Genomic DNA, 17,513 nt, shown 5'->3' on the forward strand with positions numbered 1-17,513 from the left:
GAGTGCGTAGCACTCACAAAATCTCCGTTTGTACGCAGAGTTTTGGGGCCGCTGCGCAGCCCAGCGCGAGCAAGCTCGCTCGCCACATAAAAAGTGTCGACCCGCAGGCTTCATCGCTTAACCCAGCTTCGCCAACAACGCCTTGGCGGTCGCTTCAGAAGACGCCGGGTTCTGACCGGTCAGCAACAGACCATCCGCGATCACGTAACTCGCCCAGTCATCGGCCTTGGAGTAAAGGCCACCGTTGGCCTTGAGCATATCCTCCACCAAAAACGGCACGACATCCGTCAGCTGCACAGCGGCCTCTTCGGAGTTGGTGAATCCCGTCACGCGCTTGCCTTTAACCAACGGCTGGCCATCCTCATCCTTGACGTGGCGCAACACCCCCGGCGCATGACAGACCGCCGCCACGGGTTTGCCCGCGTTGTAGAACGCCTCGATCAGCGCAATTGAAAAGGGATCTTCAGCCAGATCCCACAATGGGCCATGCCCGCCTGGATAGAAAACAGCGTCGTAGTCTTCGGCCCTCACGGTATTCAGCAATCCGGTAGACGCTAATGCGCACTGGGCAGCGGAATCCTTGCGGAAGCGATCGGTGGCCGCAGTCTGCGCGTCTGGCTCATCACTTTTAGGGTCCAGCGGTGGCTGGCCGCCCTTGGGTGAAACCAGGGTCAGCTGCGCGCCAGCATCCTTGAAGGTGTAATACGGCGCGGCGAATTCTTCGAGCCAGAAGCCGGTTTTCTTACCGGTGTTACCCAATTGATCGTGGGACGTTAAAACCATCAGGATTTTCATGTCGTTCTCCAGTCGATGTCAGGGTTACTCAATGATCTCGGCGCTGGGTTTGACCATCGGACAGCGCTGTTCGTTGCGCCCATTGTCGGGGATAACGGCTCATGGCCTTGATGCGCAAGAAGTTGCGCAACTGTGTCGGTGAAAAGTCCTCTAGAGAGGCTGGACGTCAGGTTTATCAAGCCCTCCAGCCAAGTGCGCAAGAAGTTGCGCAGTGGTGCGCAACTTCTTGCGCACTTTTTCAGCTGATCTTTGCCAAAAACCTTCTCGACGCTCAAAAAATCTCGTCAACCACCTGATTTATATAGCTTTAATCATTTCTGGCACGCTCCTTGATAACAGTCAGGCACCCACCGGGCGATACCGCCTCCCGGGCACCCTAACTTTTAGCAAGGAGCACATCCATGGCTACACCAGCGTACATGTCCGTTACCGGCGAGAAACAAGGCCTGATCACTGCCGGCGCGTTCACCGCCGACTCCGTTGGCAACACCTACCAGGAAGGTCACGAAGACCAGGTCATGGTCCAGGCTTTCAGCCACGACGTGATCATCCCGCGTGACCCACAGTCCGGCCAACCGACCGGTCAGCGTGTACACAAGCCAGTCGTGATCACCAAGGTCTACGACAAGTCCTCGCCACTGCTGCAAGCGGCGCTGACCTCCGGCGAGCGCATGAGCGAAATCGTTATCCAGTGGTACCGCACCTCGGCTCAAGGTACCCAAGAGCACTACTACACCACCAAACTGGAAGACGCGATCATCGTCGCCATCAACAACAAAATGCACAACTGCCAGGATCCGTCGAACTCGCACTTCACGCACCTGGAAGAAGTGCAATTCACCTACCGCAAAATCACCTGGACCCACGAAGTATCCGGTACTTCGGGTTCCGATGACTGGCGCGTTCCGGTCGCTTAATCGCGGCTGACGGTTCCAAACATCGGCCAGCTCTGCTGGTCGATGTCATTTGCGCCTTCCAGGAATTTTCGCGTCCGCAGCGCCCGTTTGGGTGCCGGCGTGCGCCGCAGCACTGCACGAGGAACAAGGGATGTTCGCGCCGGCCAATCAGACTCACTTTGCCCTGACTATCGAAGGTCTGGAAAACGATCTCCAGGTCCTTTCCCTGCAAGGTCGGGAAGCCATCAGCCAGCCTTTTGTGTTTGAGGTGGAGCTGGTCAGTGAACAGCCGTCCCTGGACCTCGAAACGCTATTGCACAAACCGGCCTTTTTGCAGCTCTCGCCTGATGGCAGCGGCATTCATGGCCAGATCTATCGCGCCGCCCAAGGCGATTCGGGTAAACGCCTGACCCGCTACGCCGTGACGCTGCGTCCGCAGCTGTCCTACCTGGCGCACCGCTTCAACCAACGCATCTTCCAGAACCTCAGCGTGCCGAAAATCATTGGTATGGTCCTCGAAGAGCACGGCATCCAAAGCAACGCCTACCAATTCAAAGTCGGGGCGATTTATCCCGAGCGCATTTACTGCGTTCAGTACGATGAATCGGACCTGCAGTTCATCCAGCGCCTGTGCGAGGAAGAAGGTATCCACTACCACTTCCAGCACAGCGCCACGGCCCACAAGCTGGTGTTCGGCGATGACCAGACGGTGTTCCCGAAACTCACGCCCGTGGCCTACCAGCAAGACTCCGGCATGGTCGCCAACGACCCGGTGATCAAGCGCTTCGACCTGCGCCTGGAAACCCGCACCAGCCGCACCACCCGCCGCGACTACGACTTCGAAAAGCCGCGCCTGACTCTGGAAAGCGAACACCGTGGCGACGCCCTGCCCGACCTCGAAGACTACGACTACCCCGGCCGCTTCATCGACCGCGAACGCGGCAAGCATCTGGCCAAACGGGCCCTCGAGCGTCACCGTAGCGATTTCCAGCTCGTCGAAGGCAAAAGCGATCAGCCGTTGCTGGTCAGCGGCCACTTCCTGGCCCTGACCCAACACCCTAAGCCTAAGTGGAACGACCTGTGGCTGCTGACCGAAATCCTCCACGAAGGCAAACAGCCGCAAGTGCTGGAAGAGTCGGTCACCAGCAGCACGACTAACCTCAAGGACGATTTCCACCAGGGCTACCGCAACCGCTTCCAGGCCACCCCCTGGGACGTGCCGAACCGCCCGCCGCTGAACCACCCCAAACCACGGATCCTCGGCAGCCAGAGCGCCGTGGTCACCGGGCCCAAAGGTGAAGAGATCCACTGCGACCAGTACGGCCGCGTCAAAGTGCAATTCCACTGGGACCGCGAAGGTCAGGCCGACGACAAGACCAGCTGCTGGCTGCGCGTCTCTTCCGCCTGGGCCGGCGCCCACTACGGCGGCATCGCCATTCCGCGCATCGGCATGGAAGTGCTGGTCAGCTTCCTCGAAGGCGACCCCGACCAACCGCTGATCAGCGGCTGCCTGTACCACAAGGAAAACGTCGTCCCCTACGACCTGCCGGCGAACAAAACCCGCAGCACCTTCAAGACCCTCAGCTCACCGGGCGGCAAGGGCTACAACGAATTTCGCATCGAAGACAAAAAAGGCGCGGAACAGATCTACCTGCACGCCCAGCGCGACTGGGATGAAAACATCGAGCACGACCAGAAAATCCGCGTTGGCAACGAACGCCACGACACCGTCGAGAAAAACAGCTACAGCGAATTCAAGGCCGAAGAACACCACACCGTCTACGAAGACCGCAAAGTCGAAGCCCGCGCCAACGACCACCTGACCGTGGGCGTCAACCAGCACATCAAGGTCGGCACCGGCCAGTTCATCGAAGCCGGCCAGGAAATCCACCTGAGCAGCGGCATGAAAGTCGTGCTCGAAGCCGGCAGCGAACTCACCCTCAAGGGCGGCGGCAGCTTCATCAAGATCGACGCCAGCGGCGTGACGCTGAGCGGGCCGGTGATCAACATGAACTCCGGGGGTGGGCCGGGAAGTGGGACGGGGGCTGCGCCGTTGTTGCCGGGGGTGTTGAAGCAGGCGGATGCGGATAAGGCTGGTGCGGTGCTGACGCCGGCGCAGATTAATACGCTGAAGCGCAATGCGCCGTTCTGTGAAGAGTGCGAGAAGTGTAAGGCAGGTGCTTGTGCGATCTGATCCGATGACTCCACAGGCTTGGCTGGCTGAACGGCCGTTGCAGACGGGCGAGCGTTTGTACTTGATCGTCAGCGCGGCCAGTGATGCCGAAGCGCTCAAGACGCTTTACCAAAATGAACCGACAACCCAGGCGATCCCGATCTGGGGCGGTACACCCTACGCGGCTTGGCAGCCAGTGATGCCCTACCTCACCGAGTTGAAACCCAATTCAAGCTTCCTGCCATGGATTGCCGAAACCGACGCCCTCGATTGGGGGTGGCTGGCCGTTTCCCGCAGCGAACCGAACGTGGTGTTCGAACACCTGCGTAGCCTCACTCAGGTTCGGATGCCGGATGGGACCGAAGTATTTTTCCGGTTTTGGGATGGGCGGCATATCTACCCGATTCTGGAAGGCCTCGGCGATGCCGCCGGTGAGGTGCTGCCGGTGTTTGATCGGTATCTGATTAATGGCAAAAGCCTGGAGGTTGGGCCGAGGGGGGTACCACCGGCGAAGGATTGGCCGTGGTGGGAAGTGCCGAAGGCGTTGCTGGATGGCCTGACCAAGCAAAACCCATCGACTGTAGTCGGCAACATGATGCAGTGGTTGAAGGAGGATCACGCCGACCTGTACTTCTCGTTCCCCGAATCCAACCTGCGAACAAAAGTGGCGCGCTTCGTAAAACGCACGCCGCTCACGGAAGAAAATTTCACCGGGCTGTTGAAGGCCCATCTGGAAAATGAGGTGGCTGTATGAGCATTTTGATGGGTGAGATCGTTGGGAACCTGACAGCGAAACAACCAGATGCTCAGGTCATCGTCAGTGACTTCAAGAAGTGCCTGAAGGATTACCGTGAGCATGCCGAGGCCTGGTACGGCGGAGTCCTGGACGCGGAACAGCAATTCAAGGTCGGTGATGAGGTCCACACTCAGGACAAGGACAGCAAAAAGGAAAACACCCTTTATGCCAACTGCCCGGCAAACGGCAAACTCACGCTTGTGCATAGCTTCGAGTCTGCGCGATTTGTCCCCATCGGCAATACGCCGGTCCGTCTGGTGCCTGTGGTGGATGGCCGGTTCATTGGCAAGAACGAAGCCGGACCGGAAATCAACAAGACAATCGACTCGACCGGGATTCTGGAAGTCACCGGCCTCACGCCTAATCAGCAATACAAAATCACGTTCTTCCCGAACCCTACTCGCGCGCAGATCGACAGCCTGTTCAACTCCTATCAGGGCGTGATCGGCGATTTGAGCGGCTGGTTGCAGACTGAATGGAGCACCAGTTTCCTACCACTGTGGCAAGCGCATACCGATGCATCGCTAGGCGGCCGTGCCCTGCAAGAGCTGGAAGCCGCGTGGGAAGGTTTCCTCAAAGCGATCATGGGTTTGTGGGGCGATATCAAGAGCCTCTATGATCTGGTCGCAAACCCTCGCAAGAACTACGAGAAGCTGAAAAACTTCTTCACCGAAGAACAGATCAAGAAGATTTATGACGCCTCAACAGAGGCCATCCACACAGCCTTGCTGATCGCCAGCGATGAGCCGCTGATGTGGGTCTATGTCGCTGCCATCGTGGCGTGGGTGAAGATGCTGCCGCCACAGACCTGCACGGAAGTGCTGGCGCAAATGAGCACAGAATTCTTGCTGAACATTCTGGTCGGTGTGGTTCTGACTGGTGGTCTGGGCCTGGCCGTACGTGTGGGTACGAAGGCAATCAAGGGTGTGCAAAGCAGCGGTAAAGTCATAAAACTGATTGAAGACTTTACTGGCATGCTGATGAAGGTCAGCAAATCCAAGGCGGCGCCGCATACCGAGGCGTCGAAGCCATTACTGCTTAATGGAGATGCGGCGTTTAACCCGGCGCGCAAAGCTGACATTCAGATTGCAGCTCCCAAACCCGCTGAAACTGCAACGCACCCGAAACAAAAACAACCTGCCAGCGGCGGAGAAGTAAAATCCGATGCGCAGGTTCAGGCCCGTAAAAAAGATGAGCCTGCCTCGCGTGCCGAGCAAGTAGAACCGGTCGACAACGCTCCCGATCAGTCGAAAAATCCAGCAGATCAACCATCCAAGTGTGCCAACGATACCTGCACCAAAGATGACCCCATTTCGATGGTAACCGGCGAGGAATTGTTGACCCTGACTGACGGTGAACTTTCGGGTTCACTGGCTCTGGAGTGGACGCGCCTATACCGCAGTAGTGCAGTTGAAATAGATAGCCGTCTCGGCCATGGCTGGAGTCACTCGCTCTCTCATCGTTTGCAACTCGACGGTGAAGGCGTTCTTTGGATCGACAATGAAAATCGCCAAACCCGCTTCCCAATGCCGACTGAGCAGCGGCCATCTATTACAAATAGCTTGGCACAAGCGGCAATCTTCTTGGGTGATGCGCCTGGCGAACTCATTCTAACGCAGGCCGGGTCAAAAGCACGGTACTACCATTTCCGGGCCGGGCGACTGATGACCATTAGTGACGCCTATGAAAATCGCCTGCACCTCAGCTATGACTTTGTTGACCGAATTCAACGCATTGACAATGGTGCTGGGCGATCCCTTCTGCTTCGTTATGACGATCGCCACATCGTGGCAGTCGATCAACAGCAACTGCGTCCTGAGTACAACGAACGCGGTGAACGTCAGGATCCCTGGCTGACCATCCAGACACTGGTTACCTATCGCTACAACACCCGCAATCAACTCGTATGCGCGATCAATGCGGTAGGCGAAGCCGAGCATTACAGATACAACGACCAACACGTCATCGTAGAACGGCAACTGGCCGGCGGCGCCAGCTTCTTCTGGGAATGGGAACGAGAAGGCAAACTCTCCCGTTGCGTTCGTCACTGGGCCAACTACTCGCAACTGGAAGCGCGATACGAATGGGATGACAAGGGCTCGGTCACCGCTTACAACTCGGACGGCAGCACGCAGGTCTACGTGCATGATGAAAATGCACGCTTGATCAGCGAGACCGCACCCGATGGCGGTGAAACGCAAAACGCCTATGACGATCAAGGTCGACTGGTCGCGGTTAAAGATGCGATGGGAGCGATCACTGAATATCAATACAGCGACGCTGGACGCTTGATTGCCGTGATCCCAGCGGAAGGTGTGCCGACCCGTTACAACTATTTCAACGGCCAACTCATCGATGTACAGCGTGGTAAAGCCCGCTGGAAATACGAGCGTAACCGTCAGGGTGACATCACCCAACAAACCGACCCCGACGGCAACGAAACCCACTACAGCTATGATCGTCAGGGGCGCCTGCTCGAAATTCGCCACCCCGACGGCAGTCGCCATCAATTGGGCTGGAACAACCTGGGTCAGTTGCTGGAAGAACGTCTCCCTAATGGCGGTCAACGCAAATACCGTTACGATGCATTAGGCCGGCAGATCACTCGCCAAGACGAATTCGGCGCGATCACCCAGTACCAATGGGACGCCGTTGATCGTCTGACTCAAATCACCCTGCCCGGCGGCGCCACCCGCGCTTTCACCTATAACCCGTATGGCCGGGTCACCGCCGAACGCGACGAACTCGGACGCATCACCCGCTACGAATACGCCGACAACTTGCACCTCGTCAGCCGCCGCATCAATCCGGACGGCAGCCAACTGCGCTATCGCTACGACAACTCGCAACTCAACCTCACCGAAATCGAGAACGAACGCGGCGAACGCTACCTGCTCGACTACTACCCGAACGGCCTGATCCAACAGGAAACCGGCTTCGACGGTCGCCGCACCGCCTACGAGTACGACCTCAACGGCCAGTTGCTGAAGAAAACTGAATTCGGCGACGACGGCAGCGAACTGGTCAGCGAATACCAGCGCGATGCCTCCGGTCGTCTGCTGGTCAAGACCCTGCCCGACGGCGAAGATATTCACTATAGCTACGATGCACTGGGTCGTCTGGTAAACGTCGACGACGGCAATTGGCCGCTCGCCTACGAATACGACGTGCAGGATCGCCTGATCACCGAGCATCAGGGCTGGGGCACCACGCGTTACAAATACGACAGCGTCGGCCAGTTCAAACACTGCCGCCTGCCCGACGGCAGCACACTCGAGTACCGCCATCTGTCCGGCGGTCGCCTGAGTAGCATCGACCTCAACGGTTCACGCCTGACAAGCCACCAATTCAACGCTGGTCGCGAACAACAACGCCAGCAAGGTCTGCTACTCAGCCAATACCAATACGATGAACAGGGCCGACTACAAGCTCACAGCGTTAACCAGCGGGATAAAAATCTGTTCCAGCGTCGCTACAACTACGACGCCAATGGCAACCTCGCAGGCGTCGACGACAGCCGCAAAGGCAACCGCAGCTACCACTACGACCCACTCGACCGCCTCATCAGCGTTCGCGGCGCGACACCGGAAAGCTTCGCCCACGACCCGGCGGGCAACCTGCTCGGCCAGAATAACGAAGGCACGGCCAACCTCGCCAACGTCAAGGGTAATCGTCTGCTCATGCAGGGCGACCGCCATTACGACTACGATGCCTATGGCAACCTGATCCGTGAGCGCCGTGGTGCCGGGCAGAAACTCGTCACCGAATACCGTTACGACTGCCAGCATCGCCTGATCGGTGTGAGCATGCCCGGTGGCAGCACCGCATCGTACAAATACGACGCCTTTGGCCGCCGCATCGAAAAAACCGTGGACGGCCACACCACAGAGTTCCTCTGGCAAGGCGACCGCCTGATCGCCGAAAGCGCAGAAAACCGCTACCGCAGCTACATCTACGAACCAGGTAACTTCCGTCCCTTGGCCATGCTCGACGGCGAAGGTCCGCGCAGGGCCACTCCGTTCTATTACCAGCTCGACCACCTCGGTACACCGCAGGAACTGACTGACTATAGCGGCGAGATTATGTGGTCGGCCAAGTACCGGGCCTATGGCAACCTTGCAGCCTTGGACGTCAGTGAAATAGACAACCCATTGCGCTTCCAGGGTCAGTATTTCGATGCGGAAACGGGCTTACATTACAACCGTCACCGCTACTACAATCCGGGCACTGGACGGTTTTTGACGCCGGATCCGATCCAGCTTGCCGGTGGGTTGAATAGCTACCAGTACGTACCTAACCCGACGGGGTGGATTGATCCGCTGGGTTTGACTGGATGCCCGGGGCAAAAGAAATTTAAAAGGGGTGATAAATTCTATGGATCCCGTAGAGCCGCATTCCAAGATGCAAAACGTGATGCGAGAATTCCTACGACAGCAGAACCAACTGATGTGAAGCGGATTCCTCTTACCAAGGAAGCTGAGAATGGTGGTACCGAGTTCGTACGTGATGCTGAAGGAAATACTGTTATGACCAGAGAGTACCATTATAAAAACATTGACAATGAACGTGTCGTCATTCAAGAACATTCGTATGGACATGAAGACTTCCCTTCTACACATGCATCGCACAAACCACACTTCAATGTTAGAGAGTACAATCCCGAAACAGGAGATGCTCATCGAACTAAAACATTCCACCTCAAAAGTGTGGCCAATCATTACGTGTTTGAGTAAACTAAAATGTGGACATCATCAATATCAAATAAAAAACAGTGGACTTCTATTTTTGGAGAAGAGTACTCCCCTACCTGCATGCGCACTTCTTACGTCATGCTGGACGGAAACTCTATATGCTTAAAACTATGCAGCCAAGTAGAACAAGCAGTCGCCCCTAAGAAATGGCTGGAAAAAGATTATAACGAGTACGAATTCCAGCTTTACATAATAAATGTAGAAAATTTCAATGTAGAAAATTTCAATTTCAGCGGCCCCACTACTATAACCGTTACTCAAGATAGCTCAAACTACAAAATCACACTTGGATTTGGAAGTTCATGTACAGCCACATGCAATGCAAAAAACATTACCATAGCAAATATTAAGGCATACCATAACTATGGTGCAGTGTAGCAAAAGAACATCCAAATCAACTCGCACCAAGAGAACCGCCTAAAAAATCAACAAAACTCACCTCAACGCTTCAAAGCGAAAATATAAAGAAAGGGGACAGATTTATTTTCATGGCGTGGAAAATAAATCTTTCCCCTTTTGGCTATAAGCGGCTTGAATCCAGCAGGTACTACATATGGAGTTAAAAAGCTTGTTTCCGACCCTCTACACTGGTCAACCGATGGACATTAAACATACACTTTCCATCATTCTGACTATTTTTTCAGGGTCAGTATTCGCCCAAGACACTGGATTTGGATTCGTTAAAAACAATCCAGACGGGCAAACTTATTTATATACAGCCCAGAACATTTCAAGCAACGAAGTCATTTCAGTCCAATTCCCTCAGGATGGAACCGTTGCTTGCTGCAAGTTAACAAAGACAACTGGGGAAAAACAGCAGCAGGGCGATGCAATGGACCTGCTCAACGAATCCGACATGCACATCTATGGGCTTGACATTCAATACACAGCGCCTTTCATCGGCATAGCTGTAGTTGGTAAAAATGCAACCGAAAGCGGCGTCTCAGCCGTTGAGATCAAGGACCAAGCTACAACTATCAGCACCTGCTTGAGTCAAGAAGGCGTTCATCTCTTCTCGAGAAAAAATGGGAGTTTGAACGGTCACTTGTATTTGAGCCTAGGTTACGATGCAGAGCCAACGTCAAATTCTTGCGAAACGGAAAATACTGAGTCCGTTCCGACCGACGTCTCCGGCCACATCAAAAACAGAGACAACTGTGATTCTTTGCGCGGAGATATTCCTGAACGGGGCCCCGCCGCCCCGAAAAATCTCGATCGTGTCATCAGCGATAAATAAATATTGCAAGGGCACCGACCAGCAGCTGAAGCAGTTGAAAGAAAAATACTCCGGAAACGCGTTGAGAAGTTACTCTCGACTTACGAAGAAAACATTGAAGCGGATATGAGTTTTTAGATTCACTCATCAAGGACGGCTGTTGTGACATCTGAAGACATCAATCCACAGGTCTGGCTATCCAAAACCCCGCTACTGCCGGGTGAATGCCTCTGCACGCCGAGGCAAAGCCACCTGGAAGTATCAACGAAACAATCAGGGCGACATCACTCAGCAGATCGACCCGGACGGTAATGCCACCCTCTACAGCTACGACCGCCAAGGCCGGCTGCTGGAAATCCGCCATCCCGATGGCAGTCGCCATCAACTGGGTTGGAACAATCTAGGCGAATTGATCGAAGAGCAACTGCCAGATGGCAGTCAGCGCAAGTATCGCTATGACGCATTGGGCAGGCAGATCACTCGCCAGGACGAAAGCGGCACTATCACCCAATACCAATGGGACGCCGCCAACCGCCTTGCTCAAATTACCCTGCCCGGTGGTGCGACTCGCGCGTTCACCTATAACCCATACGGACGTGTCACGGCCGAGCGTGATGAACTAGGCCGCGTCACCCGCTATGAATACGCCGATGGCCTGCACCTGGTCAGCCGTCGTATCAATCCAGACGGCAGTCAGCTTCGCTACCGCTACGACAACTCTCGCTTGCTGCTCACTGAGATCGAAAACGAACGTGGCGAGCATTACCACCTCGATTACTACCCCAACGGCCTGATCCAACAGGAAACTGGCTTCGATGGTCGCCGGACTGCCTACGAGTACGACCTCAACGGCCAACTGCTGAAGAAAACCGAATTCGGCGACGACGGCAGCGAGCTGATCACCGAATACCAGCGCGACGCTGCTGGCCGTCTGCTGGTGAAAACCCTGGCTGACGGTGAAGAAATTCACTACAGCTATGACGCCCTCGGTCGCCTCGTTAACGTTGACGACAGCCACTGGCCCCTCGCCTACGAATACGACCTGCAAGACCGCCTGATCACCGAACACCAAGGCTGGGGCACCTTGCGTTACGAGTACGACAACCTCGGCCAACTCAGCCACTGCCGCCTCCCCGACGGCAGCAAACTCGACTACCGCCACCAATCCGGCGGCCGCCTGAGCAGCATCGACCTCAACGGCTCGCGCCTGACCACGCACCAGTTCAACGCCGGCCGGGAACAGCAGCGCCAACAAGGCCTGCTGCTCAGCCAATATCAGTACGACGAACAAGGCCGACTGCAAGCCCACACCGTCAGCCAACAGGAACGCAACCTGTTCCACCGTCGCTACGCCTACGATGCCAATGGCAACCTCGCGGGCATCGACGACAGCCGCAAAGGCAACCGCAGCTATCACTATGATCCGCTTGACCGCCTGATCAACGTCCGTGGCACCTCGCCGGAAAGCTTCGCCCACGACCCGGCGGGCAACCTCCTCGGCCAAAACAACGAGCCGACCGCGAACCTGGCCAACGTCAAAGGCAACCGCCTGCTGATGCAGGGCGACCGTCATTACGACTACGACGCCTACGGCAATCTGATCCACGAACGTCGTGGCGCCGGGCAGAAACTCGTTACCGAGTACCGTTACGACTGCCAACATCGCCTGATCGGCGTCAGCCTGCCGGGCGGCAGCGTCGCGTCCTACAAGTACGACGCCTTCGGTCGACGCATCGAAAAGACCGTCGATGGCCATACCACCGAATTCCTCTGGCAAGACGAACGCCTCATCGCCGAGAGCGCCGACAATCGCTATCGCAGCTACATCTACGAGCCGGGGACTTTCCGCCCATTGGCCATGCTCGACGGCGAAGGCCCGCTGAAGGCCGCGCCGTTCTACTACCAACTCGACCACCTCGGCACCCCGCAGGAACTCACCGATTACAGCGGCGAAATCATGTGGTCGGCCAAGTACCGCGCCTACGGCAATCTCGCTGCGCTGGACGTCGCCGAAATCGACAACCCGTTGCGCTTTCAGGGCCAGTACTTCGATGCCGAGACAGGGTTACATTACAACCGGCATCGCTACTACAATCCGGGGACTGGACGGTTTCTGACGCCGGATCCGATTAAGCTGGCGGGTGGGTTGAACAACTACCAATACGTGCCTAACCCTACGGGGTGGGTGGATCCGATGGGGTTGACAAGCTGTCCTGGAGCGGGTGGTAGCAAGCCGGAAATCAGACTGGAAGATCCACCAGTTAAAGCGACCGTAAATGAAGGATCTCCTCCCCCTCCAGCCCCTCCAAAACCGGACAAGTGGAGTCGGGAACCTAAAAGCATTCAAGATCAGATGACATTACAGGCAGCTAAAGAAGGTCGAGGCGTCGTTATTATCGAAAACCTCAATGATCCTGCCTTTAAAGGAATGGATAAAATTGAGCTCAAGATAAAATCGAAGAACGGAAATGACTCCGTAGTACATTATGTACGCAATCCGCAGACCGGAGAGCTCATGGATTTCAAATTCAAAAAACACAGCACCGATGATATAAAACCTTGGGGTAATGACCCATCAGTGCCACCCGGAGCCATCGACAAATGAAAGTCGTATGCAAAATCAACAATCTGAATGACATATCAGCACCAGAAACCGTCATGCGTTTAAAGCGTTACATATTCATGCCTGACGGCGAGCTAGACTTGCAACTGGGAATGGAATACACGGTTTACGGCATCGAGTTTCGAGACAACTGCCCTTGGTTCTATATATGCGCAGAAGAAGATGATGAGTATCCAAAACCATATGCAGCTGATGTCTTTGATATTATTGATGAGCGACTTTCCTCTCATTGGAAACTTAGCTTTCGAACCCAAGAAAACAACAAATACAAAAGCTCGCTTATATTCCAAGAATGGGCCACAAACATTAGCTTTTATGAAAACTTAATTGATGGCGACGAGCAAGCTATCACCACATTTGCGAAATACAAAACACTTATGGACTCAGAGTAACTTAGCAACCAAAAAAAAATAACAAGAAAGGCGACAGATCTATTTTCTACGCACTCATGAAAATAAATCTGTTCCTTTTGGCTGCTCCCCTTTTGGCTGAGAAGATGATTAACAAAAATCTGAAATTATTAATTTTTGATTTTTTAGGCGCTGTAGAAACCTCACTACAGTTGCTTGAAGACAAATTCGGCTCGAGATCACTACACCAATTATGGCATGACAATAAAATAGCTCAAAGAGGAGAGATTTTTAAGGGTGTAAGCTATCAATTACATGGGAACGGATGCATGATCGAATACCCGGAGTACTGTGTGGATTTCGATTTCGGGCCAAATGGAAGAACCGATGGATTCGACGCATGGCGCTTGTATAACTATGCATGCGAATTCCCAGAGAAACATGCAAAATACACAAACCTCGCTACAGTTGAATCAGAGTTAAACCAATACATCCAAGAAAATATGGTTAAAAAAATAGACAATTCCACCTCTAACTTATATTTTTTTACACAATCAAAAAAGTCCAATTAACCTCACATTTAGATTTTCGCCCTTTAAAATTCAGGTTTTTTTAAATTTTATTGGGGCGCTCTCACTTAGAATTCACGGACTAGCACCGCCAACATTGAGAAAGGAGACACCCATTAACCTTGACTTGAGACCGGCTAATGGGTGTCCCCTTTTTTGCAAGGAAAGTCACCATGGCAAACCACGACCCCAATGATCCTCATGGTGATCGCCCACACTTACAACTACACCCTGTCAAAGGTGAAGCAATTCGAATCTACTGGCCAAATCCATTTAAAGGTCAAAAATGAGCAATCCAAAAATAATTCCAAGAAAAGTCTGGTGGGGTCTGGAAGCGAAATCGTATACAGAAATCGCGCAAGAACTCACTACAAACGACGACTCCTTACGCAGATGGATTGCTATATACGCGGTATACCATTTGAATTTTACAAACAGATACCCAGGAGAACTCTATTATAAGTTCTTGGAAGACGCAAAAAATTCAAAATATGTAGCAATAGACTTCACAATACCTAAGTTAATAATTGAAACAAGAGATAGCATTGGAAGCAGTGACACTACCATTATCAAGTGTCAAACGTTAGAAACCGAAGAAGAGATAAATGACTACCTTCAAGAGAACAACATCGATCCAGAGCTATTCACTCCACCTTGGACATGTGACTATCCGCTAGACTGAAAGGCGAATCGAAAAAAAGAAGAGAAAGAAAAGAAAAGGGGATATATTTATTTTCTACGCACTCATGCCCCCCAAAATCGTCATCAGTACTCGGAAGGCAACATGAATACGGATGAAAAAATTATCAGCTGGATAGAGGCCGGCAAACAGGTGGGGGGGCCGAGGAAAGCTAGATACTGAAAATGACGTCCTTTGGCTTTCGATTGCAATACAAAAGCATGAAGAAAAATATAAAACATACTCAAGCGAAATCTACGACTCAAAAAATAACCATGGAAGAATATTTAAAGGAAGAATCCAAGAATCTTTTTACTCCACAAGAAGCCCTAGATCATCTGCGATCGGAATCTAAACTTGAGGTTGGCGAGCTAGCTCCGTGCAAAGGCCAGACGATCTTCAATCCAAAATTTTCTTACTAAAAAAAATCGGAAAATAGTCCTATGAAAACGAAGGCAGGTCAGATTTATTTTCTACTCGCTCATGAAGTCAACTCTGCCACCTTGGGCGAAGACGAAGAGAAATTGAATGGACACTAAAAAAATAATTGAGCTTGGTGGAACAATATCATTTGATGATATATCCCGCCTCAATCAGCTTACTGATACTTCGATGATCGTTGATGACTTAAAGGAGGATCTATTCCAAGCCGTCCTCCCTAATGATCAGCTTATTGACATAGGCTGGCACCCTGAGTTCTGTGAAAACGGCACATTTAGAATTTCTTTAATTAAAGCCTATGACTGGGAGCACCCGATTTTTAGCGAAAAAGCAAAAAGCTGGACAGAATTAAACAAAGCAATTTCCAATACTTTAAACAAACTGGAAAAATGACAAATGCTAGACACAAACAAAAAAATCATAATCCAGGGAGACTCCGCACTCGAAGCACTAGCAAAGATATAGTTCATCTTAATATCTCTACATAAAATGGGTAGCTATTATAGTGACAAATCTATTGCTGACTACCAACGTGCGACAACCAACTTCATAGACAACGAAAAAATCACACAAAAACTCGCCAAGGTACGACGAATACTAAGCGAGAGCTTTGACAACACACTTGGCAAAGACGATATGGACGACATAGAAAGACACATGAAGAATATTGATTTCTGGAAGCCTTAACCAAAAATCAAAAAAAGCACAACAAAAAAAGAGAATGGATCTATTTTTACGCATTCATAAAAACAAATCTGCCCACTAAGTTTGGCCACAAGAAGCAAAAATGAAGTTCTGGAACGATATCGATGGCAGCATTTTTTTCAACCAGATTTTCAAAACCCCCGTAGCAATTGGCCTCATTGAACTTTTCACAATAAACATCGAAAACAAGAGACCAACGATAATACTGGAATTTTACATCGAAGAGCTCCCTGACGCTCCTCCCGCAAAATGGAGAAAGGCTGAATTCAATACATGTCGCATCGGTTTAAACTGCAGCGAAATCAGCAACCTGATGATCAAAAATATACCTACAAAAGAAAAACTTAGCATAAGAATCACTCAGAGCGAAAATCGATTCACGATTCACGCTTCGAACAATAGTTCGATAATTTAATTCACAACGAAATCTCCACTACTTTGTGGACCCTCGGTTTATATGAACGATAAAAAACCCGAGTTCACTTAAAACCAAATCTGACTCAATTTTTCAGCCCCTCGGGACGCCTGACAAAAGCATCGGACATTTCCCACAAAACCCGTCGCTCCCAATGAACTTGTACACCCCCTCCTCCCCAGATAACCTCCCCCAGCCGCTGCAACCTCAGCGACCGGTTTTGACAGACCGAACTCGATCAAGGCATGCAAATGCCGCTTTGCGGCTCCATTGTTTCAGGAGCTTCACGATGAAAAAATTTCCACCCGACTTCTTCGACCCCAATCAACTCAGCCATGCAACCCAACGCACCATCAGCGCCCGTCTCCGCGACCCACAAAATCCCGACCCCATCAGCCACGTTTTCACCCTCCTCCCCAACATTGACACCGAAACCCTGCTAAGCCACGCCTGCGAAACCCTCGCCTCGCTCAACGTGCTGGCCACTGACTTTGCCTGCGAACTCGAAGGCTCGCACCGCAGCCTGGCGCTATCGATTCAGCAATTGGCCGTACTGGGCGAGTTATTGGTGAACCGGGCGCTGGACAATCTCGATCCACCCGGTGAGGTATCCGACGCTGAGGAGGTCCAACCATGACTCGATACATGCCGATTACCGGCATCGATTGCACGATCCCTTCGCTGCTGATCGACACTGAAGCGCCTGTCGATGTGTTGCATGACACGGCGGCGTATCGCATTCGCAGTGTCACTCAACTGTTGGAAACGCTTTCCCTGGGCGAAGCGATTGGTGGTGATGCTGCGCTGTTGCAAGAGTTTGCGCGGGTGTTGGCCATCCCGTTGCGCGATGGCTGCGATTTGCTGGATGTGGTCGGACGGCGGTTGCGAGCGCAACTTTATATCCGAAATTGTCAATTCCGCCTCCCAGACTTATGCACGCAGTACTTCGCAAGAGTTTGTTAAAAACCGTCTTTAAATTTCTGATCAATCCAAAAAAATCGACTCAACATCGTGAGCAAAAAAACCAAAAAACTGGCTCTTCGGTCAAGTAACGTCTCACCTGAAAACAGCAAAAAACAAAACAATGGTTTTCAGCCCGCCTTC

General features: G+C 52.6%; 14 protein-coding genes and 1 pseudogene. 14 read left to right on the forward strand and 1 reads right to left on the reverse strand.

What is annotated here, in order from left to right; translation table 11 throughout:
* Nucleotides 1-117: 117 nt before the first annotated feature.
* Nucleotides 118-795 carry a type 1 glutamine amidotransferase domain-containing protein gene (locus PMI18_RS15200; protein WP_007900656.1) on the reverse strand — a complete coding sequence of 226 codons (678 nt, stop codon included), beginning with the start codon at nucleotides 793-795 and terminating at the stop codon, nucleotides 118-120.
* Nucleotides 796-896: 101 nt separating this feature from the next.
* Here PMI18_RS15200 and PMI18_RS31080 point away from each other — a divergent pair, with 101 nt between their 5' ends.
* The 14 genes and pseudogenes from PMI18_RS31080 to PMI18_RS0129565 all read left to right on the forward strand — a co-directional run bounded on the left by PMI18_RS31080 (nucleotide 897) and on the right by PMI18_RS0129565 (nucleotide 17,372).
* Complete coding sequence (locus tag PMI18_RS31080) at nucleotides 897-1,091, forward strand: hypothetical protein (protein ID WP_157221676.1); 195 nt, start codon at nucleotides 897-899, stop codon at nucleotides 1,089-1,091.
* Nucleotides 1,092-1,196: 105 nt separating this feature from the next.
* Complete coding sequence (locus PMI18_RS15195; RefSeq protein ID WP_007900657.1) at nucleotides 1,197-1,712, forward strand: Hcp family type VI secretion system effector; 516 nt, start codon at nucleotides 1,197-1,199, stop codon at nucleotides 1,710-1,712.
* Between the two features lie 130 nt (nucleotides 1,713-1,842).
* The gene (tssI, locus tag PMI18_RS15190) at nucleotides 1,843-3,885 is read left to right on the forward strand and encodes a type VI secretion system Vgr family protein (protein ID WP_007900659.1); all 2,043 of its coding nucleotides are present in this window, start codon (nucleotides 1,843-1,845) and stop codon (nucleotides 3,883-3,885) included.
* A 4-nt stretch (nucleotides 3,886-3,889) separates the two neighbouring features.
* On the forward strand, nucleotides 3,890-4,618 hold the full coding sequence (locus PMI18_RS15185) for a DUF4123 domain-containing protein (protein ID WP_007900661.1): 729 nt from the start codon (nucleotides 3,890-3,892) through the stop codon (nucleotides 4,616-4,618).
* A complete protein-coding gene (locus PMI18_RS15180) occupies nucleotides 4,615-9,393 on the forward strand; it encodes an RHS repeat-associated core domain-containing protein (protein WP_007900664.1) in 4,779 nt (1,592 codons plus the stop codon). Before PMI18_RS15185 ends, PMI18_RS15180 begins: the two co-directional genes overlap by 4 nt.
* 6 nt (nucleotides 9,394-9,399) lie before the next feature.
* Entirely contained in the window at nucleotides 9,400-9,789 is a 390-nt protein-coding gene (locus tag PMI18_RS31910) for an Imm50 family immunity protein (protein WP_081499852.1), read from the forward strand.
* A gap of 175 nt (nucleotides 9,790-9,964) precedes the next feature.
* Nucleotides 9,965-10,648, forward strand: coding sequence for a hypothetical protein (locus tag PMI18_RS31540; protein ID WP_007900667.1), 684 nt, complete (start codon nucleotides 9,965-9,967; stop codon nucleotides 10,646-10,648).
* 208 nt (nucleotides 10,649-10,856) lie between these two features.
* A pseudogene (locus PMI18_RS15170) lies at nucleotides 10,857-12,884 on the forward strand (RHS repeat-associated core domain-containing protein); the annotation flags it as partial.
* Between the two features lie 344 nt (nucleotides 12,885-13,228).
* Nucleotides 13,229-13,642: a hypothetical protein gene (locus tag PMI18_RS15165; protein ID WP_007900671.1), complete on the forward strand. Its 414-nt coding sequence runs from the start codon at nucleotides 13,229-13,231 to the stop codon at nucleotides 13,640-13,642.
* 104 nt (nucleotides 13,643-13,746) lie between these two features.
* Nucleotides 13,747-14,172, forward strand: coding sequence for a DUF6896 domain-containing protein (locus tag PMI18_RS31915; RefSeq protein ID WP_033036432.1), 426 nt, complete (start codon nucleotides 13,747-13,749; stop codon nucleotides 14,170-14,172).
* 1,204 nt (nucleotides 14,173-15,376) lie between these two features.
* On the forward strand, nucleotides 15,377-15,682 hold the full coding sequence (locus PMI18_RS15160; RefSeq protein ID WP_007900679.1) for a hypothetical protein: 306 nt from the start codon (nucleotides 15,377-15,379) through the stop codon (nucleotides 15,680-15,682).
* 394 nt (nucleotides 15,683-16,076) lie between these two features.
* Nucleotides 16,077-16,409 carry an Imm50 family immunity protein gene (locus PMI18_RS15155; RefSeq protein WP_007900682.1) on the forward strand — a complete coding sequence of 111 codons (333 nt, stop codon included), beginning with the start codon at nucleotides 16,077-16,079 and terminating at the stop codon, nucleotides 16,407-16,409.
* Nucleotides 16,410-16,698: 289 nt separating this feature from the next.
* On the forward strand, nucleotides 16,699-17,046 hold the full coding sequence (locus PMI18_RS15150) for a DUF6124 family protein (RefSeq protein ID WP_007900684.1): 348 nt from the start codon (nucleotides 16,699-16,701) through the stop codon (nucleotides 17,044-17,046).
* Nucleotides 17,043-17,372, forward strand: coding sequence for a hypothetical protein (locus PMI18_RS0129565; protein ID WP_007900687.1), 330 nt, complete (start codon nucleotides 17,043-17,045; stop codon nucleotides 17,370-17,372). The genes PMI18_RS15150 and PMI18_RS0129565 overlap by 4 nt, the downstream gene beginning before the upstream one ends.
* The last annotated feature ends 141 nt before the right edge of the window (nucleotides 17,373-17,513 follow it).

Source organism: Pseudomonas sp. GM102, assembly GCF_000282555.1.
Classification (GTDB): Bacteria; Pseudomonadota; Gammaproteobacteria; order Pseudomonadales; family Pseudomonadaceae; genus Aquipseudomonas.

Excerpts from the sequence above, each read along its gene's own strand:
- PMI18_RS15195 (WP_007900657.1), top strand. The coding sequence starts at position 1,197 with ATGGCTACACCAGCGTACATGTCCGTTACCGGCGAGAAACAAGGCCTG.
- PMI18_RS15180 (WP_007900664.1), top strand. The coding sequence starts at position 4,615 with ATGAGCATTTTGATGGGTGAGATCGTTGGGAACCTGACAGCGAAACAA.
- PMI18_RS15155 (WP_007900682.1), top strand. The coding sequence starts at position 16,077 with ATGAAGTTCTGGAACGATATCGATGGCAGCATTTTTTTCAACCAGATT.
- PMI18_RS15150 (WP_007900684.1), top strand. The coding sequence starts at position 16,699 with ATGAAAAAATTTCCACCCGACTTCTTCGACCCCAATCAACTCAGCCAT.
- PMI18_RS0129565 (WP_007900687.1), top strand. The coding sequence starts at position 17,043 with ATGACTCGATACATGCCGATTACCGGCATCGATTGCACGATCCCTTCG.
- PMI18_RS15185 (WP_007900661.1), top strand. The coding sequence starts at position 3,890 with ATGACTCCACAGGCTTGGCTGGCTGAACGGCCGTTGCAGACGGGCGAG.
- PMI18_RS15165 (WP_007900671.1), top strand. The coding sequence starts at position 13,229 with ATGAAAGTCGTATGCAAAATCAACAATCTGAATGACATATCAGCACCA.
- PMI18_RS31915 (WP_033036432.1), top strand. The coding sequence starts at position 13,747 with ATGATTAACAAAAATCTGAAATTATTAATTTTTGATTTTTTAGGCGCT.
- PMI18_RS15160 (WP_007900679.1), top strand. The coding sequence starts at position 15,377 with ATGGACACTAAAAAAATAATTGAGCTTGGTGGAACAATATCATTTGAT.
- PMI18_RS31910 (WP_081499852.1), top strand. The coding sequence starts at position 9,400 with ATGTGGACATCATCAATATCAAATAAAAAACAGTGGACTTCTATTTTT.
- PMI18_RS31540 (WP_007900667.1), top strand. The coding sequence starts at position 9,965 with ATGGAGTTAAAAAGCTTGTTTCCGACCCTCTACACTGGTCAACCGATG.
- PMI18_RS15200 (WP_007900656.1), bottom strand. The coding sequence starts at position 795 with ATGAAAATCCTGATGGTTTTAACGTCCCACGATCAATTGGGTAACACC.
- tssI (WP_007900659.1), top strand. The coding sequence starts at position 1,843 with ATGTTCGCGCCGGCCAATCAGACTCACTTTGCCCTGACTATCGAAGGT.
- PMI18_RS31080 (WP_157221676.1), top strand. The coding sequence starts at position 897 with ATGGCCTTGATGCGCAAGAAGTTGCGCAACTGTGTCGGTGAAAAGTCC.